This window comes from Pseudomonas sp. NPDC087639, from assembly GCF_044743385.1.
Taxonomy (GTDB): domain Bacteria; phylum Pseudomonadota; class Gammaproteobacteria; order Pseudomonadales; family Pseudomonadaceae; genus Aquipseudomonas.
The window spans coordinates 1-20554 of sequence record NZ_JBIUWI010000080.1; the positions used below are offsets into that span (position 1 = coordinate 1).

A 20554-nucleotide genomic window follows, 5' to 3' on the forward strand; every position below is an offset into this window, starting at 1 on the left:
ATTTTCGGTAACGTGCTTTCTGTGGAAGGAGGGTTCTTCCTGGCCGCGAAAGGGCATGTCGATCTGGCGGGGTTTCTGGCAGCCATGATCGGCACCTCCCTGGTTGTAGCCTCCGGTTGCGTGTTCAACAACTGCATCGACCGCGACATCGACCTGAAGATGGAACGCACCAAAAACCGGGTGCTGGTCCAGGGCTTGATCTCCCTGAAACTGGCCCTGGTCTACGCGACCATCCTTGGTGTTCTCGGCGTTGCATTGTTGTACAAGGTGGCCAACCCGTTGGCCGCCCTGTTCGCGGTAATCGGCTTCGTGATCTACGTCGGCTTCTACAGCCTGTACCTCAAGCGCAAGTCGGTTCACGGCACGCTGGTGGGCAGTCTGTCGGGCGCCATGCCGCCAGTGATCGGTTACGTCGCCGTAACCAATAGCTTCGACATGGCCGCGCTGGTCCTGCTGGTGATGTTCAGCCTGTGGCAGATGCCGCATTCCTACGCCATCGCGATCTTCCGCTTCAACGATTACCTGGCCGCATCGATTCCGGTGTTGCCAGTGAAGCGCGGGATTCAAGTGGCCAAGAAGCACATCCTGCTCTACATCCTGGCGTTCCTCGTGGCGACCTTGATGCTGACCTTCAGCGGCTACGCCGGCATGAGCTACCTCGCCGTCGCCGCGGCCATGGGCATGTACTGGTTGTACATGGCCTGGACCGGCTACAAGGCAGTGGATGACACGGTCTGGGCACGCAAGCTGTTCGTGTTCTCGATCTTCACCATCACCGCGTTGAGCGTCATGATGTCCCTGGACTTCAAGGTGCCGAGCGAGCTGCTGCTGACGTACGCGCCGTAAGGTTTCAGGTTGTACAAGAAACCCCGCCATCGAGAGATGTGCGGGGTTTTTTGTTGGGTGATTTTCACTGATTGAGGTGCCGCAGCTCCTACAGGGTTAGTTGCGGTATCTTGGCAAAACCCCTAGATTTGGATCCAGCCACGACAGTGATAGCCCCACGCCATTCCTCAGGTGCTCGACTGTTATTCACGCATCAATCAAAAGGCTGGGCGAAATGACTGAGAGGATGACCTGCGACGAACGCTTCATTGCCCTGGCACAAGAGCTCAACTACGACATCTACGGCGAGAACACCGCCGGCGGCAATTACGCGCCGCTGATCCGACATCACGATGAGCTGTACATCAGCGGCATGGTGCCGCGCACCCATGGCAAGATTCAGTACCCCGGCCGCGTTGGCCTGGAGTTGACCCTCAAGGATGCGCAGGCCGCTGCCAGCATCAGTGCGATGCGCTGTCTGGCGTTGATCGTCGATGCGGTGGGGTCGCTGGACAAGATCCGGGCGTTGTTGCGGGTCACGGTGTACGTGAAGTCCACCCCTGACTTCGTTGACCTGAGCGAAGTAGCCAACGGCGCATCGGATGTGTTCAGTCATGTACTCGGCGATGCCGGGCGGCACACGCGCACCACGGTCGGTGTCTATCAGTTGCCGAAGAACGCGGCGATCGAAGTCGACATGATTGCGGCATTGCACGCCGACGCATAACCCGCCCGCCGGAAAACAAAAAGCCCCGCCTGAATCTCAGTGCGGGGCTTTTCTGTCAGCGTTGCCGTATTACTGCGCGGCGATGCTGTAGCCATCGAACGCGGTCTGCTGTTGCAGGGCGGTGATGATGTTCTTGCGGTTGACCGCGTGTTCAGTGCCGGCGTTGTCGACGAAGGTTTCGCCGTCAACTTCGGCTTCTTCGCCTTCACCGACGAAGGTGAAACCGAGGAACTCCAGCGCTTCACGATCAACGCTCAGGCGCGAACGTGGCGTGCGCAGTGGCAGGGTCACGCTGCTGCCGTCCTTGCTGATGGTGAAGATTTCGACTTCTTTCTTCGCCCGTGCCGCTTTGCTCTTGCCGCCGCTCGGGTTGCTGATCGCCTGATGCGTATGGTTCAGCACTTTGAGCGCCAGACCGTAAACGATTTCCTGGAACGCCGGATCGTCCTTGAAGCTGGACAGGATTCGGCCGATCGAGAACTTGCTGCTCAGGTCTTCAAGCGCGGCAATGTCCGCAGCTTCGGCGTCCTTCAGGGCCTTGAGTTCACCCATCAGTTCGTAAGCCTTGTCGTCGTCGAAGCGGTCGTGTGCCTGACGGATCGCGGTGCGCAGTTCGCGGATCTGGTCGCTTTCGCGGGTCGACTGAAAAGCGTCCAGCACCATCTCGCTGATGATTTTGGCTTGTGGCAGGTGTTGTGAAAGATTGATGGAGTTTTCGTATTCCGCTTTGGACGATTCGGTGACTACGGATTCAGCGGTGTTGAAATCGGACATTGAAATTTCACTACTTTTTAACTTGAGTGGAGATGAGCAAGCGCGGGGCTTTTTCAGGTCGACTAATTTAGGGGAGTGGGGTGGCGTTGTCACGGAGCAACAGTCTGCCGGTCGAGTTTTTTGCCCTTTGCTCAGTGCTCGCTCTGTTTCAAGCGTGCGCGCTCCATGGCGATCACCGAAGTTTCAAAACCCAGGCTGGCAAAAAACGCCTCAGCACCTTCACGACCGGCACGCAGCATCCAGGTGATATCGGGGTTGTCGCCCATCACATGTTCGACCAGTGCGCGGCCAACGCCTTCGCGACGATGTTGGCCGTCAACCACCACCATCGACAGGTAACCGTTGGATAAACCGTCAGTGATGCCTCGGGCGAAACCGATGATTTGCCCGTCCTTGAAGGCGACGGCGGTACGCTGGGAGTTCTGGATCAGTTGGGCAAAATATTCGGCGGCGCCCGTGCGATGTCCCCAGCCGTGCAGGCCTAGAAAGCGCCTGGCCGATTCCACTTCGGCGGGTTGCAGATCGCGTACGGTGAGTGCGTTGTTCATTGGCTGTCGAGTCCTTTGTCAGCGTTGGTTTGAGTCTGCTTCGGGCGTCCGTCGTCAGGATCTGCCCCATGCTTTCATCGCGAATTCGACAAAGCGCCGCAGCTTCGGCAGTCGATAGCGATCCGGGGCGTAGAGCAAGTGCAATGGGCGACTGGGCGGTTGGTAGTCGGGAATGACCGTGACCAGTTTGCCGTCGCGCAGGTCCTGTTCCACCAGCGCGTCAGGCAGCATCACGATGCCCATACCGGTGCGTGCGGCCTGATGCAAGCCGGCGGAGCTGTTGATCAGCATCGGGCCGCTGACGTCGACCATGATTTCTCCGTCCGGACCACTGAGGCGCCAGCGCTTTTCCACTGATTGCCAATCGTCGCCGGTAGGGTAGGCGAAGGACAGGCAGTCATGCTGTTGCAGGTCTTGCGGTGTGAGGGGCATGCCGCGTCGTGCCACATATTCCGGCGATGCGCAGACCGTCAGGGTGTAGTCGATCAATGGCCGCGCAATCAGGTTGGACTGCTCGAAGTTTCCCAGCCGGAAGGCGACATCGAGGCCGTTTTCCATAAGGTCCGGGCGGCTGTTGGTCAGCACCACGTCGAGTTTGACCTGCGGCCATTGCAGGGAATACTCACTGAGCGCCGGAGCCATGCGTTCAACGCCGAAGGTCAGGGGAGCGGTAATTCGCAGGATGCCACGCGGCTCATCAAGGGCCTGTTCGGCAAGTCGTTCGGAGTCCGCCACGAGCCCCAACACGTCCAGACAACGCTGGTAGTAAACGCTGCCGAACTCGGTGAGGCGCTGCCGCCGTGTGGTGCGTTGCAGCAGTTGCACGCCGAGCCGTTGCTCCAGGGCTCGCAGGTGATTGCCTACCATCGTCGTCGACATATCGCACTGCAACGCGGCCGCGGTCATGCTCCCCGCTTCGACAACTTTGATGTAAACGCTCATCGACTGAAACAGATCCATTATCAAGCTCTGCTTTTAAATGATTGAAGTTTTGCCGAGTTTATCCAGTTCTGGTGGCTAACCATACTGCACGCACACCGACCTTCACTGGAGTTTGAAGTCATGACCGCCGCCCTGATGAACACCTACCAACCGCTGGCCCTGAGTTTCACCAAGGGCCTGGGCACCCGACTGTGGGATCAGGCCGGTCGCGAGTATCTGGATGCGGTTGCCGGGGTCGCGGTAACCAACGTTGGCCACTCGCATCCGCGGATCGTTTCGGCGATCAGCGAGCAGGCGGGATTGCTGCTGCATACCTCCAATCTGTACAGCATCGACTGGCAGCTACAACTGGCAAAGCGGCTGACTGTGTTGTCGGGGATGGAGCGGGCGTTCTTCAATAACTCCGGTGCCGAGGCCAACGAAACCGCGCTGAAACTGGCGCGGCTGTACGGGTGGCGCAAAGGTATCGAACAGCCGCTGGTGGTGGTGATGGCCAACGCGTTTCATGGCCGCACACTCGGTACGTTGTCTGCCAGCGACGGCCCGGCAGTACGCCTGGGCTTCAATGAGCTGCCGGGGGATTTCATCAAAGTGCCATTCGGTGATCTCGCCGCACTGGAGAATATTCAGCGCAAGCACGGTGAGCGGATCGTGGCGATTCTGGTCGAGCCGATTCAAGGTGAAAGCGGCGTGCAACTGGCGCCGCCCAATTACCTCAAAGCCCTGCGTGAACTGTGCAATCGGCATGCGTGGCTGCTGATGCTCGACGAGATCCAGACCGGCATCGGTCGCACCGGCCAGTGGTTTGCGTTTCAGCATGAAGGCATCGTCCCGGACGTGATGACGCTCGCCAAAGGACTCGGCAACGGCGTACCCATCGGCGCTTGCCTGGCGCGGGGCAGGGCAGCAGATCTGTTCACGCCGGGCAGCCATGGCAGCACGTTCGGCGGTAATCCGCTGGCCTGTCGGGTGGGATGCACGGTGCTGGATATCATCGAAGAGCAGGGTTTGCTGGAAAATGCGCGGGTGCAGGGTGAGCGTCTGCTGGATCGGTTACGCGCAGAACTGGCGGACAACCCCAATGTGCTGGCAATTCGCGGGCAGGGATTGATGATCGGTATCGAGTTGAAACAGCCAATTCGCGATCTCACATTGATCGCTGCGCGGGATCATGGGCTGCTGATCAACGTCACGCGCGGCAAGACCATACGGCTGCTGCCGCCGCTGACGATTGATGAGCGTGAGGTGGAGATGATTGTCAGAGGTGTCGGGCGGGCGTTGGATAGAGACCGAGCGAGTGATCAGTAGTGGTATTTGCAGGTGATGACGCAAATTTCTCCGCCTTCGATCCTATATACCAAACGATGCTCGGCAGTTATTCGTCGTGACCAAAAGCCGCTCAGGTTGTGCTTGAGCGGTTCAGGTTTACCTACTCCCTCGAACGGTTCGCGCTGGATTGCTTTGATCAACAGATTGATACGTTTGAGCCCGGCCTTATCGTTCTGCTGAAACCACAAGTAGTCTTCCCAGACTGTTGGGGTGAACTCGATTTTCATTCTTCGATCAATTGCCTGACTTTGGCTTTTCCAGCGCGCATTTCACCAATCGATTTGATCAACCGCTCGGCGTTGGCCGGAGAGCGCAGCAGGTAGGCTGTCTCTTCGAGTGCGTTGTACTCAGCCAGAGACATCATTACGACAGGTTCACCTTTTTGACGGGTTACCAGAAGTGGTGCTCGGTCTTCATTGACCCGATCCATCGTCTCTGCCAAGTGTGCACGGGCTGTGGTGTAGTTGATGGTTTGCATGTTGTAGTCCTCGCTGGATGCAAAGAACGTACAGAAATGAGTACATGATGACAAGGTGATACCTACCAGTGGTTGTTTCGCAAATGGGCTTTTTGCGAGCAACTTCAGTATCACTCAAGAATTCTGCAGACGTTTCTGAGAAAGTTGTAATCCCTATCCTCGGTCGCGAACCCTAATAGCCATCACACTGTCGTCATGTGGCAGCCTCAGTGTAGGAAAAGGGTCGTGCGTCAGTCCGGATAATCCGTCAAATCCGGCGCCAGCATCCGCGTCTTCGCCGCGCCATTCGAATTGTGCTGAATGATCTCTCGCGGCTGCCCCTGCTCATTGAAAAACACCTGCCCGATCCCCGCCGAGTTCCACAAGCGCTCACCTGCTTCAGCATGGTCCGGCGTGTACGGCACGATGCGCATGCGCCGGCGTTTGGTCAGCCAGTTCAGGGGTGAGCGCGGTGAGTAGAGCCAGCGATTGAGCCGGTCGAACCATTCCAGCAGCGCCGGCGGAAATTCGTTTTTGATGCCGCTGCTGGTGATCTGCCAGATCCGCGGGCCGGCCTTACGGTGTCGGATCAGCACTTCGTAGACGAAGGAATAATGCACATCGCCGGACAGCACCACGTAGTTACCTGGCGTACGCGTGTGTCGGAAGATGTTCAGGATCACCTGCGCCGCACCCCGATGGGCCATCCAGTTCTCCGCGTCGACCAGCAGTGGATAACCAAACCAACTGAAGATCTTCTGCACGGTTTCAATCAGCTTCACGCCAAAGATCGGCGCGGGCGAAACGATGATTGCTGACGGATGATCAAGCAGGTCCTGCTGCAACTCGCTCAAGGCTTCCCAGTCGAGCAGACCCGACGGTTGCTTGAGCGCCAACTCGCTGCGCCAGCGTCGAGTACGAGTGTCCAGGACTACCAGCGCGGGACTGGACGGCAGCACAAAATGCCAGTTCTGAAAGCGCAGCAGGTCATCGATCAGATCGTCCTGTACCGGGCTGTCGAGGTAGTGATCATCGCCGCTGGCGATCAGACCTCGGGTTTTCTCCAGTACATCCTTGAAGGCATCCGGGTTGTTGCCCCAGCCCTGGCACAGCATATAAGCGATCAGTGCGTTGCCGATGATGCGTTTGGAGAACGGATGGCCGTAGGCCGTTTCCTCCCATTGCGCGGACAGATTCCAGTCATCGGTGATGTCGTGGTCGTCGAAAATCATCAGGCTCGGCAGATGCGCCAGTGCTCGGGCGACGTTGCCCAGGCCAGCCTTGAAGGCGTCGATACGAGTTTTTTCGAGGGTGTAACGCTTGAGCCGTTCGGGCGTGAGCGTTGGCGCTGCCGGATTGATCAGTGTCCACGCGACCGGCGACCACACCAGCAAGTACATCGCCATGACTTCGGCGAACGTTACCAGGTGATTGTCGGCGCTGCTGCTGGTGAAAATCGGCTTACGCGCGCCGCCGAAAAATCGCTCACGCAGAGTCTCGTTGCTCTCCAGCGCCGGTAACAAATCCGCGCGGTGGTAGTAACTGGCCGGGTGTTCGTAAAGCTTGGCGCTGTCGCTGACCACGGCACCTTCGAGGTGTTCGTCGAACAGGCCGAGGCGCTTGATCAAGGCATGAATCGCCCGTAGCGTCGGCCCGGCAACGTCATCGGCGTAGACCTGATCGCCGCTCATCATCAACAGGGCCGGGCGTTGCTGTGGATCGGTTTCGGCGGCCAACAGTTGATCGACACAGAGCAAACCGTCCGCCGCCGGGTGATGCGGCTTGCGGCAGGAACCGTGGAGCAACTGATCGATGCGCGAGCGCACGACGAAGTTTGGACACGTAGCGCCGCCATACAACAGGTGCGACGCCCAATCGGCGATACCGTCCTGGTCATCAATCAGCAGGTCGTAGTCGATAAATTCGTCGAGTGGCAGGGCGTTTTCGAGTCTGACATCGATGAGATGAACGAACGCTCGCCTGCCCACGGCAATGACTGCGCATTTCTCGGCATCGAGAGGAATGTTTCCTACACCCTGCAAGCGCAAGGTCAGCGACAGCGGGCGTGTAGCAACCAGCCACAGTACCAGGCGTTTGGGCTCCAGCCGTCGGATCAACGGGCCAGCCAGAACAGGTGGCAACGGGGTCAGCTCATCAAGTGTTGGGGACATCCGGGGACAAAGCTCAAGGCGCACAGGCCGGCGATGATAGCGCAGCCGGCGCCTTGAACGCTTAAGTGAGACTTAAGAGTCCGCTTTTTGCAGCTTCAGGCCCAGCAGGCGCCATTCGGCAGGAATCGCATCAACTCTCGGCTGCTCCTGCACGGAGCAATCGAAACGGTATTTCACATCGTCGCCGTTCATGTTGCGCGCGGTGACGGTGTTGCTGAAGGTGTAGACCTGATCCTTGAAGCGATGGCTGACGAGGCCTTTGCTGTCAGCAAAGCGCGCCGAGTTGGGAAAGCGCAACGTGCTGGTCACGAACGGGCTGCACATGACATACGCGATCATCGACTTGTCGGCCTGTGCGTCGCCGCGCAATTTCTTGTTCAGCGCTGCCAGGGCCATGCGACCCTGATAGTCGCTTTGATCCAGCACGGTCTGTAGCCCGATTGATTTCGGCGCCCGGTTGGCGTAGTTCGGCAACAGTGCGGAGTCGGCGGGAGAGAGCTTGTCGTCCGGCTCGATGGCAGCAAAAACCGGCGCATCCTTCAGCTCGGCAGCGGGCGTGACTGACTCGGCCTCAGGCAATAGGGAGGTCGGTTCGGCGACCTGCGTGTTTTCAGCCTGTGCCGCCTCGTAGTCATGCGAAGAAGGAAACAGCGATAAAGTGATCGACAGCACCACCATCGCAACAATGAAACCACCCGCAGCGCCAACAATGTTGCCGTAGAAAATATTCCAGCTACCGCGGTTCTTCACCACCCAGCGCCACATGAAACCCCAGGCCGCGACAAACGCCAGAAAACGCAGAAAATCCATTCGATCCTTTCCTTAAACCTTCAAAAACCTGAAAACAGTGCGCAGCAGATGATGAGCCCTGAAGATGGACGGCAAGATATCAAAATCGAAGCGCTGCGCTATCAAGAACCGGGGAAATAATTCACTGCAAGGAACGCCAGCGTGGTAAATCCGGCGGCGAAACCACACAGTGCGCCCAGCAACTGACGTGCGACCGGATGCTCCGGTTGACGGCGATGGGCAACCCACATCCATACACCCGCCAACACCCCGGCGCTGTTCATGATTACCACCAGGCTGCGATCCAGGTTTGACGTCGCCATCGTCGTGCCAATGACCCCGCCATAAATCAGCGTGAATACGATTCCAGTCACCACGGCACTTCCGGCACCGGCAAGGTTGGCAAGTAACAAATTCCACTCACCCCGTTGCTTCACGACCCACATCCAGGTTCCGGCCATTACCAGCAAGCACAACAAAGCATCCATTGATTCATTCCTGAGTGCGCGATAGCAGAGGCGGTTGATGCGCCTCCAGCGAAAGTGGACGGCAAGATATCAAAATAGTAGCGTCACGCCACTGCCCTTATCCTCGTAACGGACTACACATGCCTGCAATCACTAAAACCTTGCGCCTGTTTTGTGCACTCACTCTGGGCTTTTCCCTGACCCCGGCATTCGCCGCCTGGCAAGAACACCCGGAAAACAGCTGGAAGTATTACGCCGGCAACTGCCAGCAAGTGCAGGGAAAACTGGCCGAGGTGCAGAGCGGTCGAACCAGTGCCTACGAGATGATGGTTGCTCTGGAAAGCAATCTGCGAACCATGAATGAGCACCGCTCGAACCTGACTCCCGATCACGTGGGTTCCGCCGAATTCGCCCAATGCGAAAACGTCGCCGCCCAGGCTGAGGCGATGATCGCCCAAGGCAAAGCCGAGTTCGCCGCGAAAATGGAACGTGGCGTGCAGGAAGGTCGGATCGCCCACCAGAACTCCCCCGAATACCAACGCGCGCGCTCCCTCGGCTTCAGCGACGTCGGTGACATTTCTTTCCTGAAACTGCACGAAGACACCGAAGGCGAAGCACACCTGAAAACCATGCTGATCACCGTCGACGAAGTCTGCGGCCAATACTTCCGCGCGACGCAGTATGTGAAGCCGTATGTGATTTATACGGTCAGGCCTTCGGATGGCGGTTGTGGGGAGGTAAAGCGCGTGGCGATCATGGGTGGCCGAGCGGTGGAGAAGGGTGACTACATCGATGAAAGAGGCGAGTTTCAGTATCTGGGATGGAAGAATATTGTCGGTGCGGATGGTTTTCCGACGGACATTCGGGTGCTGAAAGCCCGTCGTTAAGTTGCGTCAACACTTGGATGTTTTCTTGAATAAAGGGATAAACAGATGATCGACTTCAACAACAAAGGCTTCTTCAAACTCAAGCAGAACAATGAGTACGCCGAACGCGTCACCACCCTGTTGCTGGACGGGGAAGAAGTGATCGACGCCTACAAGGCCATGCGCGACGGCGTGGTGTTTACCAACAAACGCATCATCGCCGTCAACGTCCAGGGCATCACCGGCAGCAAGAAGGATTTCACTTCGCTGCCGTACAAAAATATCGTCGCGTATTCCGTGGAGACATCAGGGACGTTCGATCTGGATTCGGAGCTGGAGATTTACTTTTCGTCTCTGGGGAAGGTGAAATTCGAATTCACCGGGAAGACTTCGATGGTGGAGATTTCGAAGTACATCTCAAAGCATCTGTTGTAAGAACGCTCAGGGCAGTCAGTCACAGAATGTCTTTCAAGTAACCCTTGAGCGCGAGGAGCGGCTGATCAAGCTGCTCCAGCGATTGCGCCTGGCTGAAATCGGCTGACAGCTTGTGCAGCTCCCGCCCCAACGGTTTCTCGACACCGCCCAATGCATTCATCGCCAAACCCAGGCACTCATTCACTTTGAACTGAATGGTCTCGACATCACCCCGGCGCACCAGCAATTCGAACACGTCTTTCTGATAATCACCCATGACCATGTCGTCCCGCAAAATCGGGCTCAGGCCTTCTTCCTCGTAAGCGAGTTTGAGGGAGAAAAGGGCGACTGTTTCCAGTGACGTTTCCATGGTTTGGTTCCTTGGGGTTCCGATGGCCAAGAAGCGGAGGATCAAAAGATCGCAGCCTGCGACAGCTCCTACGCAAGCGAGGGGCTTTATTGCAGACGAAAAAAAAGGCCTTGCTAAGCAAGACCTTTCTTAATTTTGGTGCCCCGAGGGAGACTGGAATTACCCAGTAAAATCAAGGCCTTAAAAGAGGTTTTCTGTAGCGGGATACATGGAGGGATACAGCGATTCGTTTGCTGCCACCATCCGTGCCCTGCTGATGCTTCTCGCAATTCTAACAAAAAGCTCCTCATTGGAAAGCAGATAGCTAAGCTTGATAGTTTAGGTTCATGAATGATCGAGACATTGATTGAGTTTGCAGAGGCTTGGACCGAAGGGTTCTTGACGAAAAATTTTTAAATAATGGATGTAATGCGAAGAATGAGCGCGCTGATGGCCAGGGTGGGAGCGAATACGGTAGCAGTAACCGGCCTTCTTGGATGTCTGACGATCTCCTTGACTGAAACTGTTGTTGCATCCCGAGCTATGCATTTCAATATAGGAAAAGGCAAACATGATTCGAGGTGGTATAGCGGATAAGCTCGGAAATGGTTACGAAGACAAATGGGCATTGAAGCAGGCTCTATTCGTACTGCAAGGCCGTGCTAATGAAATTCGTATTGAACCAATCGGAGAAGATGCTGGAGGATTTGAATTTAGACTAACTTCAGGGGAGATATCTGAGTGGCACCAATGTAAAAGTCGGACAACAAAAGGATCTTGGACTGTTAATGCTTTGCAGCAAGAGGGAGTGCTTGAGGCGTTTGCAAGAAAGTTAAAAGATTTAAATTCTGTTTGTGTATTCGTTTCATCAGATCCGGTAAAAATATTGGATGGGATAGCTGCGAAGGCACGCTTGTTTAACTCTGCAAGTGAGTTTTTTGGTGGATTGAATAAAGACGAGGTAAGGGATTTAAATTCGGTTCAGCATGTTTGGCAAAGCGATGCGCAAACAACCTATGCATGGTTTGGTCGCTGTAACTTTGAAGTGGTTTCAGAATATACTTTGGATAAGGACTTAGATGCGTTTTGTACATTGTTGTTTAATGATGAGTCTGGCGTTTGTATTGATCGATTAAACGGCTTGTTAAAAAAACAATTGACTATAACGCTTGATACAAGCCTATTAAGAAAGAAAGTGGACGAGTTGGGGCTTGGATGGCGAGCCCAGCTGGATCCTACGGTGGAAACCTTAATTAACTTTGCTACAGATCAATATCTAGACACCCTGCGCAGACCTTTTCAAAGCTTGAATATTTTGACTAATAGTACTCGTGAGCTAATAAAATCTTTTGAGTCTAGAGATGAGAAAACAATCATCGTTGCGGGTCAGGCTGGCTGCGGTAAAAGTTCGGCTCTCGCTACGCTAATAGAACATGCGAGAAATTCCGGTGTCCCCGTTCTAAGTTTTCGTGTTGATAGATTTCTTGCCTGTGGTTCTGTTATGTCGCTTGGGGAGTCGTTGCTAGGTAGAGGAGAAAATCCAGTAGGCGTTTTGGGAAATCGGTATCCTGGTGCACAGACTCTGTTAGTTGTTGACCAAGTCGATTCAATCAGTGAGGTGTCCGGCCGATCTCCCAGAGCTAGAGATATTATATTTGAACTGGTTAGAAGCGCTAATTTCTATCCACAAATGATCGTAGTAATCGCATGTCGTGCCTATGATTTGGATAACGACAGTCGGTTAGTGCGCCTTGTTAAAGATGCGTCCGCAAAAGATATAAGAATAACCCCATTGGATTGGGATGCTGAAGTCTCCCCAGTTTTGTCTGGTATGGGACGTCGAGAAAATCCCTACAGTGAGCGAGAGAAAAAGATACTTAGTGTTCCTATTAATCTGAATTTATACTGCGAATTGGTAAGTTCTGGTTTTAATGGTGAAATAACAGCTAGCAGTCTTTTTGATTCTTTGCTCATAATTAGAGCTCGTGAATTTCTTGAGGCTGGTTGTTTGTGGACACCCCATGCTGTATTAGGGGTTATCGCAGAGCGTATGAGTGAAAGTCAGGAATTAACCGTTTCTGCGGCGTTCATAAATGGCTATCCAGGGGCTGTCGATATACTGAGTTCAGCTGGATTGATAACTTGCGTAAATAATACAGTTCAGTTTGCGCACGAATCATTTTTTGATAATGTTTTTTCCAGTCATTTTTTGACGCTAAACTTACCTGTCGCAGATCTGCTTCGAGCAAGCGAACAAAGGCTTTTTCGACGTACACAAGTTCGTCAGATTCTATCTCGCCTTCGCGATCAAGGCGTTGGGCGTAAATATATAGAAAATCTTGATCAGGTCATGAATTCTAGTGATATTCGTTATCTTATTAAAGATGCTGTCGGGATGTGGCTTGCAAACGTTGAATTGCCCGACAGAAAAGAGTTGGCTATTGTTCTTCAATGGTTTAAGGAAGAGCATCCTCTTAAAAAGGTAGCTCAGACTATTTTTAACGGTATACAGTGGATAGCTTTGCTCATTTCTAGCGGCAAAGTTATGAAGTGGATGTCGAGTCAAGATTTTGAAGAAAAAACGTTCGGTTTTTGGTTGTTGCGTCGCGCAGCTACAACTCATTCAGCCATGGTCGCTGTAAATTTATCTGAGTGGTTAAACGCAGATTTGAGTCGAAACGTCGATCTTATTTCATGGTTCGGAAGCCTTCATGCAGATGGTACGATCGGAGAATTAGAACCTCTGTATTTAAGTTTGATTAGAACTTGCCCTATAGAGTTTTTTTCTGATGGTGGATTTCCGAAGGATTTTCAATTAGGGGCCTGGGCTCACAGGGATTGTGCTTTTGCCTGTAGAGTACTAAATCATTGGCTTCAACGTTGGTTCGAGCTTTTTTCGACGGGTAATCCGTTTGATTTACTTTTAAATAATAGTAATAGCTATTGGCTAAAGAAAATGGCGGAAAATTCCCCGTTGGATTTTCTACAGGCATTAATCCCGATCTTTACATTGGCAGTTTTTCGACATTTAGAGGGTTCAGCTAAGGACGGTTCGCGATCATTTTCAAATCGTAGATTGTTCGATGTAAATGATGATGACTATAGTGATCTAAGTATTCAGAAATGTCTGAAGGTTGCATTAGTTTCTGTTGCTGCGAATGATCCTAATTCAGTTGTGACGCTCTTAGAGGGGTTTCCAACAGATATAGAGGCCCAAGTTTATCTTCACTTGCAAGCTGTGATTGCAAACGGCTCGTTCTTCGCGACTCACTTGCTGAAATTGCTGGATGCTCCCCTAGTTTTAGAGTGTGGGGTGCAAGGGGTTGAATGGTTGGCGTTTGCTGAGGCTTCAAGAGCTGCAATCCCCTATTTATCAGAAGATGCTCGTGCCAAGATAGAAACCTTAGTGGTTGATTATGAGCCTGAATTAAAGCGTGCTGCTGAGGAGATCGCATACCATAATGGGCGTAGTGTGTTGGAGGATGATTATTCCAGGAAACAATTGCTCTACCTTTTGTCTCGTTCGGGTTTTGAGAAACGAGCGATACTTATGGTCGTCGGATACGAAAATTTAAGTTCGATAACCGGCAAAATTTTAGACCAATTAAATAGAAAATTTCCATCTGAGGAAATGCCTAGTCCTATCGGAAGTCGTGGAGGATGGGTTCAATCTCCGATTAATTCTACTGCTACCTCGTTGATGGGCGCTCGCGATTGGCTGCATGCAATGCGCAAGTATGATAGTGATAAACATCACGTGTACCTTAAGGATTCGGTAATTGGTGGCTGTAGGCAGCTTGCACAAGAACTTCAAGCTGCTGTCAAATCGAACGTTTCTTTGTTTGTTAATATGCTGCAGACCATGCCGTTGGATATCAATGTCGTTTATGCGGAAGCTATAGTTTCTGGGCTTGGCGAAATGGATTTAGATACTGAATGTGCTAAGGAGGCCGTTAGCGCTGCTTTCAGATGGCCCGCTGGAGCGTTTGATAGGTCCATATGTTGGTTTGTGCGCCGTCATCCGATAGTTGCAAGCGATTCGCGGATTATCGATCGAATGTTTCACGTTGCAGAATTTGGATCGGCATCTGACCATATAGTTACAAGCCAAAAGCGGGCTGAAGATTATATGAGGGTCAGCGACATATTGGGTCATGGTGGTGACTTAGATATGAGTGGTCTAAATAGCGATCGAGGTGCTGCATATTTAGCTATTTCTAATTATGTTTGGCTTACAAATGAGCGTTTAAGTAATGTTGTAGAGTTTGTGTCAAGGCAAATTGGCGTTGAGCCTTTGGTTTCAGTTCGCATGCAGATCTTGAATGTCATAGGAGCGATTTCTAAATATGATCAAGTAACTGCTGTGGAACTACTTGTCAAGCTCGGCGAGGTGGATTTAGGATCTCTAGCGTGTCGGGCTGGCATTAACGTATCTAGGTGGGCAGTATTTAATTACACCCCTTATATGTCTGCACTTGTTTATAAGATGTGTGCGTCAGATGAGGATGGCATTAAGGCTTTGGGTTTTTTGTTACTGTCGGACATGTCTCTCTCCGATGCTGATGTGGAAATTTATTTTAAAAGTATTTGGGCTCAAGAGGTGCTTGCTAGGCAGGTCGCGGCGTTTAATGGTGTCGTTCATGTCGGCACTGGCACAGTAACAAAAAGAGCAATGATTTGGTTGTTAGAGCTTTATTTTGATTCGGTGAAGTTGGTTAGAGACGAAACAGCAGGGACGGATTGGTTAATTGCATTTGACTCTTTGGATGATGGTTTTGAATTTGCCAAAACTTACTTGAGCTCTCCTGCATTTGAAGAAAGTCCTGATGGGATTTTTAGAGCTATTTCAGAGCGGATTGAAGACTTTCCTGACATGGCGATATGCATAGTTGAGAGAGTGGTAAATTTGTTAAAAGTAGTTCGCCCAGAGGGAGAGACATATAGATTCGGGTCTCTGCACGAGCTTGGTCAGGTTTTAATTAATTTATATAGAGTAGTTGAAGGGACGGGGACTAGAGAAAAACAGATTCTGGATATTTTTGATGCCTATTTGGCCCACGAATCATACGGTGCTAGAGAAGCGCTTGCAGAATATGAAAGGATTTAGATCGAAGTTTCAATTTCTCTTAAGTAAGGCGGACATCGCTAGAGAAACCTCAGCTAGAGAGAATCCGCGAGTCTGATAACCCGTGTAGGGGGCCCCCTTAGGGAGGACCCGTAAAATCTGCTGCTCCGACTCCTTCGCCTGGGAGGAGTCAGACACATTAGCTCGGTGGATCTGGAGCGATCCGTCGCGTCTGCTTGCGCTGAAGGTTCACGCCGTGAAAAGGGGCGAGGGGAACGCTAAATCCATAGGTAGCGAAAACGCGGTGTTCCATGTGTTCCATGTGTTCCATGTGTTCCAGAAACGCTAGACGCCAAGTAAATAAAGGCTTTCAGAGGTGGAACACCAAATGCGATAAACCGGAACACCAGTAATGCGGAACACGTTTGGTGTTCCGCGAGTGATGTTCCGGTTTAGGGGGAGGAGCGACACGACTGGTAGTCGCGACGCGGGCAATCAAGCGGTGATCAGTTGCTCAATGGAGATTGCACCTGCCTTCGCAGTGATCGTCTCTTCAATAATGGACATCTGTCCGAACGGTACATGCAGTGGTACGTAGATTTCATTCAGAGAGCTCGAACGCCCCATGCCCTTTCCGTCGCATGCAGGTGTGCTGCGATGGCGGCGAAGTCCTGAGCTGCCTTGTCTAGGCGGTCGGCCCACATGAACCGTGCTGCACGTAGCTGCTGGTGTCGAAGATCTTTCAAGGTCTGGTTGCTCTCTGCAATGGCTGCTTCGAGCTTCTCCACCTCATCTTTCAAAGCTTGCGTTGCAGTTGCAATGCCCCGCTTGTCACGGGTTACTTCTGCAAGCGCCTCTGAGGCTAGTCTGAGCACATTTTCCGCTCGTTGTTCTTCAGCGTCTTCCCTATCGCTCAAGGCTACGGAGTAGCTCGCCGTCGCTCGGTCTGTCCCTGAAATCTGAGTAGTTTGCAACGTTCGCTTCATGTTCAGCTTGTCTACGTAGACATTGCTGGATGGACTCATGCATCTCCGATGTGATGATGAGCGGATTCGTCTTTAACATGTTCCAGTAGGTCGCTTTTATCCAGCCGTCATAACATTGCGCTGTCTGAACGGCCTGCGTACCCACTGCAAACATCTTGGAAAATGTGATCGTCAAAACGAAAAAGATCGGGGCTATGAGTAGTATGCTCAGGACTAATCTGTAGAAGCCCTTCAAATACCTCGAGTACTCGCGTGTCAGGAAGTAGATGTGCTCCTGATGCTGAGTATTCTGAATATCTACCGTGCGGATGGCGTAAACGTCTTTTCTAGGTACCAGAATTTCACGTGCAAGAGAAAACGGTGCCTTTCGCGCATCTGCTAACTGCTGCAGTTCGGCAAGTGAGTCTCGCAATACTCGCACGCTGCCTTCACGGTCAATGAGATCACGATACGATGTGTACTTGAATATTGTTGGCGCCGTTGCTTTGTACACAAGAATGAACGCAAAAAAAGACAGTCCGCTCACCCAATATAAGTAGAGGTCGAAAGGGAGCAGGTATTGTTTGTTTACAGCCTGAGAGGCGGACAGAGCTAGAGGAACTACAGTCAGGGCCACAGAGATGAGCATCAACGCCTTGCTGTTGGCGACCATTGATAACATCTGCCAATCTTGAGTTAAAACCATTTCCCTGCAGGTCCAGGCCCGGGCAGTTAGTATCCCCATAAGCACAATGCAGGGGACTATGTAGTCCTCCCAAGGAATGACCTTGCCTATGACGTACCCCATAAGCCGTATCGCAACTACGCTGATGATTGTTGCGATAGTCATAGCCCAAACTATCCGTGCGATCGGATGGTTCAACTTGTCGCGGCGTTTTGGGGTGCTGATTGGGTTGTTTTTTCGGTCGCAGCAGTCTGGCATTACGTATTCCCATTTTGAATGGCTAGGCGCCTGAGTGTCCTTGGGTGCCGTTTTATTCGTGGCGGCAGCCTTTTTGTATTTGAAGCAAAGCGATTTCAGGCGGCATTGTGCTGAAGTCTGACCGAACGGCATAGGAAGGGTGTGGCTTAAGTCCGGATGGACGAAAGTAGCCTGCGGAAGTGAGCCGCTATTGGCCGAAAGTGAACTAGGTCGAAAGGCTACGGGCGTTAACAAACGATCGTTATTAGCCTAGGAGGCTGCGGGAAGATTGGTCGCGGACTCGCTAGATGAGGAACGGGAGGGATTTTCGCATTGGGACATTTTCTGACTAAACCACAACTGACAAACGTCAGAGCCGCACTGTCCGAACCTTTCAACCATTTTCCCACTGATTACGACTACGTCGCACGTCAGCTCAAAGGCGTAGATCCAGCGGTGCTCTATGAGATTTTTTATTCAGAAGTCGCGCCAGTGTGCTTTACGAACATTGCGGCGGTCTTGCCCACTGTCTGGACGGGTTTTGACCCAGACTGGCTAAGGGCAGAGATCGAGGAAAGGCTCGCGGCGCGGCAGCGTAACTGGTTACGCAGGCAGTTCGACAAGTTGCTGGTCCGTTGGCTGAAATATAACTACGACTACATGTGGGAAGAAATCGCCAGCAGGCTTTGAACTTGTGATTAGGGTTTTAGAAATCTTCGCTTTTAGCGATCAACACTTTCGTTCGGTTTCAACGCACGGCCAGTCTGATCGTAGGTGAGCTGGTGGCAAATGAGTGAAGGGGGGCTTTATTGCAGACGAAAAAAAAGGCCTTGCTAAGCAAGACCTTTCTTAATTTTGGTGCCCCGAGGGAGACTCGAACTCCCACTCCTTTCGAAAACGGATTTTGAATCCGCCGCGTCTACCAATTCCGCCATCAGGGCTCAATGGCGGCGAAGTATAGAGATGAGATTACCGTTGGTCAATCACGTTTCATGGTCAATTTTCGATATTTCCGCTAGACTTTCCGGCCCTGCTAGACGAACCCCATCATGCGCGTTGCTGACTTTACCTTCGAACTCCCTGATTCGCTGATCGCTCGCCACCCTTTGGCCGAGCGTCGCGGCAGTCGCCTGTTGACCCTGGATGGGGTGAGCGGCGCCTTGGCACACCGTCAATTCACTGATTTGCTTGAGCATTTGCGCCCGGGCGATTTGATGGTGTTCAACAATACCCGGGTGATTCCGGCGCGGCTGTTTGGACAAAAAGCGTCCGGCGGCAAGCTGGAAATCCTCATCGAGCGGGTGCTCGATACGCATCGCGTGCTGGCCCATGTGCGCTCCAGCAAGTCGCCGAAGCCGGGTTCGAAGATTCTCATCGACGGCGGTGGCGAAGCTGAAATGATTGCGCGTCACGACGCGTTGTTCGAGCTGTGCTTCGCTGAAGAAGTGTTGCCGCTGCTTGATCGCGTCGGGCACATGCCGCTGCCTCCTTATATAGACCGCCCGGATGAAGGCTCGGATCGCGAGCGTTATCAGACCGTGTACGCCGAGCGCCTGGGCGCGGTGGCGGCGCCGACGGCGGGGCTGCATTTCGATCAGTCGCTGATGGAGGCGATTGCGGCCAAGGGCGTCGAGACCGCATTCGTCACGCTGCACGTGGGTGCGGGTACTTTCCAGCCGGTGCGCGTCGAGAAGCTTGAAGATCACCACATGCACACTGAGTGGCTGGAAGTCGGCCAGGACGTGGTCGATGCGGTCGCTGCGTGCCGTGCGCGCGGCGGTCGAGTGATTGCCGTTGGCACCACCAGCGTGCGTTCGCTGGAAAGCGCCGCGCGCGATGGCGTGCTCAAGCCGTTCAGTGGCGATACCGACATCTTTATCTACCCGGGCCGGCCGTTCCATGTGGTCGATGCCCTGGTCACCAATTTCCATTTGCCGGAATCCACGCTGTTGATGCTGGTTTCGGCATTCGCCGGTTATCCCGAAACCATGGCCGCCTACAAGGCCGCCGTCGACAACGGTTACCGCTTTTTCAGCTACGGTGATGCCATGTTCATCACCCGTAATCCCGCACCTACTGCCCCTAAACAAACAGGCCCAGAGGAAACAGAATGAGTCGCGAATGTCGCATGTCCTTTGAGCTCCTGGCCACTGATGGCAAGGCCCGTCGTGGTCGTCTGACCTTTCCGCGTGGCACCGTTGAGACCCCGGCTTTCATGCCGGTCGGTACTTACGGCACGGTCAAGGGCATGTTGCCGCGTGACATCGTTGCCACCGGCGCGGAAATCATTCTGGGCAACACCTTCCACCTGTGGCTGCGTCCTGGCACCGAGGTGATCAAGGCGCACGGCGACTTGCACGATTTCATGCAGTGGAAAGGCCCGATCCTGACCGACTCCGGCGGCTTCCAGGTGTTCAGCCTGGGCGCGATGCGCAAGATCAAGGAAGAAGGCGTGACCTTCGCCTCTCCGGTCGATGGCTCGAAAGTGTTCATGGGCCCGGAAGAGTCGATGCAGGTTCAGCGCGATCTGGGTTCCGACATCGTGATGATCTTCGACGAATGCACGCCGTACCCGGCTGACGAAGACGTCGCCCGTGTGTCGATGGAGTTGTCGTTGCGCTGGGCTCAGCGTTCGAAAAACGCCCACGGTGAAAACACCGCGGCGCTGTTCGGTATCGTTCAGGGCGGCATGCACCAGGATCTGCGCATGCGCTCGCTGGAAGGTCTGGACAAGATCGGCTTTGACGGTCTGGCCATCGGTGGTTTGTCGGTGGGCGAACCGAAGCACGAGATGATCAAGGTGCTGGATTATCTGCCGGGCATGATGCCGGCTGACAAACCTCGTTACCTTATGGGCGTTGGCAAACCCGAAGATCTGGTTGAGGGTGTGCGCCGCGGTGTGGAGCTGTTCGATTGCGTGATGCCAACCCGTAATGCCCGCAAT

20 protein-coding genes and 1 tRNA gene are annotated in these 20554 nt (G+C 53.3%); 9 read left to right on the top strand and 12 right to left on the bottom strand.

Features of this window, described 5'->3' with window-relative positions; genetic code table 11:
* Positions 1–846: heme o synthase (cyoE, locus tag ACIOVB_RS24015; protein WP_401271874.1), on the top strand; the 846-nt coding region annotated here is incomplete at its 5' end.
* Positions 847–1060: 214 nt separating this feature from the next.
* Positions 1061–1552 carry a RidA family protein gene (locus tag ACIOVB_RS24020; RefSeq protein WP_187677973.1) on the top strand — a complete coding sequence of 164 codons (492 nt, stop codon included), beginning with the start codon at positions 1061–1063 and terminating at the stop codon, positions 1550–1552.
* A gap of 69 nt (positions 1553–1621) precedes the next feature.
* Here ACIOVB_RS24020 and ACIOVB_RS24025 read toward each other — a convergent pair whose 3' ends face one another.
* The 3 genes from ACIOVB_RS24025 to ACIOVB_RS24035 all read right to left on the bottom strand — a co-directional run bounded on the left by ACIOVB_RS24025 (position 1622) and on the right by ACIOVB_RS24035 (position 3834).
* Complete coding sequence (locus ACIOVB_RS24025; protein WP_401271875.1) at positions 1622–2326, bottom strand: hypothetical protein; 705 nt, start codon at positions 2324–2326, stop codon at positions 1622–1624.
* A 131-nt stretch (positions 2327–2457) separates the two neighbouring features.
* Positions 2458–2874 carry a GNAT family N-acetyltransferase gene (locus tag ACIOVB_RS24030; protein ID WP_401271876.1) on the bottom strand — a complete coding sequence of 139 codons (417 nt, stop codon included), beginning with the start codon at positions 2872–2874 and terminating at the stop codon, positions 2458–2460.
* Between the two features lie 54 nt (positions 2875–2928).
* Positions 2929–3834, bottom strand: coding sequence for a LysR family transcriptional regulator (locus ACIOVB_RS24035; protein ID WP_401271877.1), 906 nt, complete (start codon positions 3832–3834; stop codon positions 2929–2931).
* Between the two features lie 102 nt (positions 3835–3936).
* Between ACIOVB_RS24035 and ACIOVB_RS24040 the strand changes: the two genes are divergently transcribed.
* A complete protein-coding gene (locus ACIOVB_RS24040; RefSeq protein ID WP_401271878.1) occupies positions 3937–5124 on the top strand; it encodes an aspartate aminotransferase family protein in 1188 nt (395 codons plus the stop codon).
* On the opposite strand, the gene ACIOVB_RS24045 is transcribed toward ACIOVB_RS24040, so the two are convergent.
* The 5 genes from ACIOVB_RS24045 to ACIOVB_RS24065 form a co-directional block, all read right to left on the bottom strand.
* Entirely contained in the window at positions 5118–5372 is a 255-nt protein-coding gene (locus ACIOVB_RS24045; RefSeq protein ID WP_401271879.1) for a Txe/YoeB family addiction module toxin, read from the bottom strand. The two genes, ACIOVB_RS24040 and ACIOVB_RS24045, sit on opposite strands and share 7 nt — an antisense overlap.
* Positions 5369–5623, bottom strand: a complete 255-nt coding sequence (locus tag ACIOVB_RS24050; RefSeq protein ID WP_086791676.1) for a type II toxin-antitoxin system prevent-host-death family antitoxin — start codon at positions 5621–5623, stop codon at positions 5369–5371. Before ACIOVB_RS24050 ends, ACIOVB_RS24045 begins: the two co-directional genes overlap by 4 nt.
* Before the next feature lie 230 nt (positions 5624–5853).
* Complete coding sequence (locus ACIOVB_RS24055) at positions 5854–7773, bottom strand: alkaline phosphatase D family protein (RefSeq protein ID WP_401271880.1); 1920 nt, start codon at positions 7771–7773, stop codon at positions 5854–5856.
* Between the two features lie 72 nt (positions 7774–7845).
* The gene (locus ACIOVB_RS24060; protein WP_401271881.1) at positions 7846–8583 is read right to left on the bottom strand and encodes a hypothetical protein; all 738 of its coding nucleotides are present in this window, start codon (positions 8581–8583) and stop codon (positions 7846–7848) included.
* Positions 8584–8684: 101 nt separating this feature from the next.
* Positions 8685–9050 (bottom strand): hypothetical protein, encoded by a 366-nt coding sequence (locus ACIOVB_RS24065; RefSeq protein WP_401271882.1) that lies wholly within the window; start codon positions 9048–9050, stop codon positions 8685–8687.
* 119 nt (positions 9051–9169) lie between these two features.
* Between ACIOVB_RS24065 and ACIOVB_RS24070 the strand changes: the two genes are divergently transcribed.
* Together ACIOVB_RS24070 and ACIOVB_RS24075 are read left to right on the top strand one after the other, a co-directional pair.
* A complete protein-coding gene (locus ACIOVB_RS24070) occupies positions 9170–9916 on the top strand; it encodes a hypothetical protein (RefSeq protein ID WP_401271883.1) in 747 nt (248 codons plus the stop codon).
* 45 nt (positions 9917–9961) lie between these two features.
* The gene (locus ACIOVB_RS24075; RefSeq protein WP_401271884.1) at positions 9962–10330 is read left to right on the top strand and encodes a PH domain-containing protein; all 369 of its coding nucleotides are present in this window, start codon (positions 9962–9964) and stop codon (positions 10328–10330) included.
* A 19-nt stretch (positions 10331–10349) separates the two neighbouring features.
* On the opposite strand, the gene ACIOVB_RS24080 is transcribed toward ACIOVB_RS24075, so the two are convergent.
* The gene (locus ACIOVB_RS24080; protein WP_401271885.1) at positions 10350–10679 is read right to left on the bottom strand and encodes a hypothetical protein; all 330 of its coding nucleotides are present in this window, start codon (positions 10677–10679) and stop codon (positions 10350–10352) included.
* Positions 10680–11229: 550 nt separating this feature from the next.
* Here ACIOVB_RS24080 and ACIOVB_RS24085 point away from each other — a divergent pair.
* A complete protein-coding gene (locus ACIOVB_RS24085; protein ID WP_401271886.1) occupies positions 11230–15765 on the top strand; it encodes a hypothetical protein in 4536 nt (1511 codons plus the stop codon).
* A 563-nt stretch (positions 15766–16328) separates the two neighbouring features.
* Here ACIOVB_RS24085 and ACIOVB_RS24090 read toward each other — a convergent pair.
* Together ACIOVB_RS24090 and ACIOVB_RS24095 are read right to left on the bottom strand one after the other, a co-directional pair.
* Positions 16329–16598 carry a hypothetical protein gene (locus tag ACIOVB_RS24090; RefSeq protein WP_401271887.1) on the bottom strand — a complete coding sequence of 90 codons (270 nt, stop codon included), beginning with the start codon at positions 16596–16598 and terminating at the stop codon, positions 16329–16331.
* 31 nt (positions 16599–16629) lie between these two features.
* Positions 16630–17538: a hypothetical protein gene (locus tag ACIOVB_RS24095; RefSeq protein ID WP_401271888.1), complete on the bottom strand. Its 909-nt coding sequence runs from the start codon at positions 17536–17538 to the stop codon at positions 16630–16632.
* 405 nt (positions 17539–17943) lie between these two features.
* Between ACIOVB_RS24095 and ACIOVB_RS24100 the strand changes: the two genes are divergently transcribed.
* Positions 17944–18300, top strand: coding sequence for a hypothetical protein (locus ACIOVB_RS24100; protein ID WP_401271889.1), 357 nt, complete (start codon positions 17944–17946; stop codon positions 18298–18300).
* Positions 18301–18466: 166 nt separating this feature from the next.
* Here ACIOVB_RS24100 and ACIOVB_RS24105 read toward each other — a convergent pair.
* A tRNA-Leu gene (locus ACIOVB_RS24105) sits at positions 18467–18551 on the bottom strand.
* Between the two features lie 108 nt (positions 18552–18659).
* Between ACIOVB_RS24105 and queA the strand changes: the two genes are divergently transcribed.
* Positions 18660–19724, top strand: coding sequence for a tRNA preQ1(34) S-adenosylmethionine ribosyltransferase-isomerase QueA (gene queA / locus ACIOVB_RS24110; RefSeq protein ID WP_401271890.1), 1065 nt, complete (start codon positions 18660–18662; stop codon positions 19722–19724).
* Between the two features lie 14 nt (positions 19725–19738).
* Positions 19739–20554: tRNA guanosine(34) transglycosylase Tgt (tgt, locus tag ACIOVB_RS24115; protein WP_401271891.1), on the top strand; the 816-nt coding region annotated here is incomplete at its 3' end.

Excerpts from the sequence above, each read along its gene's own strand:
- ACIOVB_RS24075 (WP_401271884.1), top strand. The coding sequence starts at position 9,962 with ATGATCGACTTCAACAACAAAGGCTTCTTCAAACTCAAGCAGAACAAT.
- ACIOVB_RS24045 (WP_401271879.1), bottom strand. The coding sequence starts at position 5,372 with ATGAAAATCGAGTTCACCCCAACAGTCTGGGAAGACTACTTGTGGTTT.
- ACIOVB_RS24065 (WP_401271882.1), bottom strand. The coding sequence starts at position 9,050 with ATGGATGCTTTGTTGTGCTTGCTGGTAATGGCCGGAACCTGGATGTGG.
- ACIOVB_RS24085 (WP_401271886.1), top strand. The coding sequence starts at position 11,230 with ATGATTCGAGGTGGTATAGCGGATAAGCTCGGAAATGGTTACGAAGAC.
- ACIOVB_RS24025 (WP_401271875.1), bottom strand. The coding sequence starts at position 2,326 with ATGTCCGATTTCAACACCGCTGAATCCGTAGTCACCGAATCGTCCAAA.
- queA (WP_401271890.1), top strand. The coding sequence starts at position 18,660 with ATGCGCGTTGCTGACTTTACCTTCGAACTCCCTGATTCGCTGATCGCT.
- ACIOVB_RS24060 (WP_401271881.1), bottom strand. The coding sequence starts at position 8,583 with ATGGATTTTCTGCGTTTTCTGGCGTTTGTCGCGGCCTGGGGTTTCATG.
- ACIOVB_RS24020 (WP_187677973.1), top strand. The coding sequence starts at position 1,061 with ATGACTGAGAGGATGACCTGCGACGAACGCTTCATTGCCCTGGCACAA.
- ACIOVB_RS24095 (WP_401271888.1), bottom strand. The coding sequence starts at position 17,538 with ATGACTATCGCAACAATCATCAGCGTAGTTGCGATACGGCTTATGGGG.
- ACIOVB_RS24080 (WP_401271885.1), bottom strand. The coding sequence starts at position 10,679 with ATGGAAACGTCACTGGAAACAGTCGCCCTTTTCTCCCTCAAACTCGCT.
- ACIOVB_RS24035 (WP_401271877.1), bottom strand. The coding sequence starts at position 3,834 with ATGGATCTGTTTCAGTCGATGAGCGTTTACATCAAAGTTGTCGAAGCG.
- ACIOVB_RS24070 (WP_401271883.1), top strand. The coding sequence starts at position 9,170 with ATGCCTGCAATCACTAAAACCTTGCGCCTGTTTTGTGCACTCACTCTG.
- ACIOVB_RS24050 (WP_086791676.1), bottom strand. The coding sequence starts at position 5,623 with ATGCAAACCATCAACTACACCACAGCCCGTGCACACTTGGCAGAGACG.
- ACIOVB_RS24030 (WP_401271876.1), bottom strand. The coding sequence starts at position 2,874 with ATGAACAACGCACTCACCGTACGCGATCTGCAACCCGCCGAAGTGGAA.
- ACIOVB_RS24055 (WP_401271880.1), bottom strand. The coding sequence starts at position 7,773 with ATGTCCCCAACACTTGATGAGCTGACCCCGTTGCCACCTGTTCTGGCT.
- ACIOVB_RS24040 (WP_401271878.1), top strand. The coding sequence starts at position 3,937 with ATGACCGCCGCCCTGATGAACACCTACCAACCGCTGGCCCTGAGTTTC.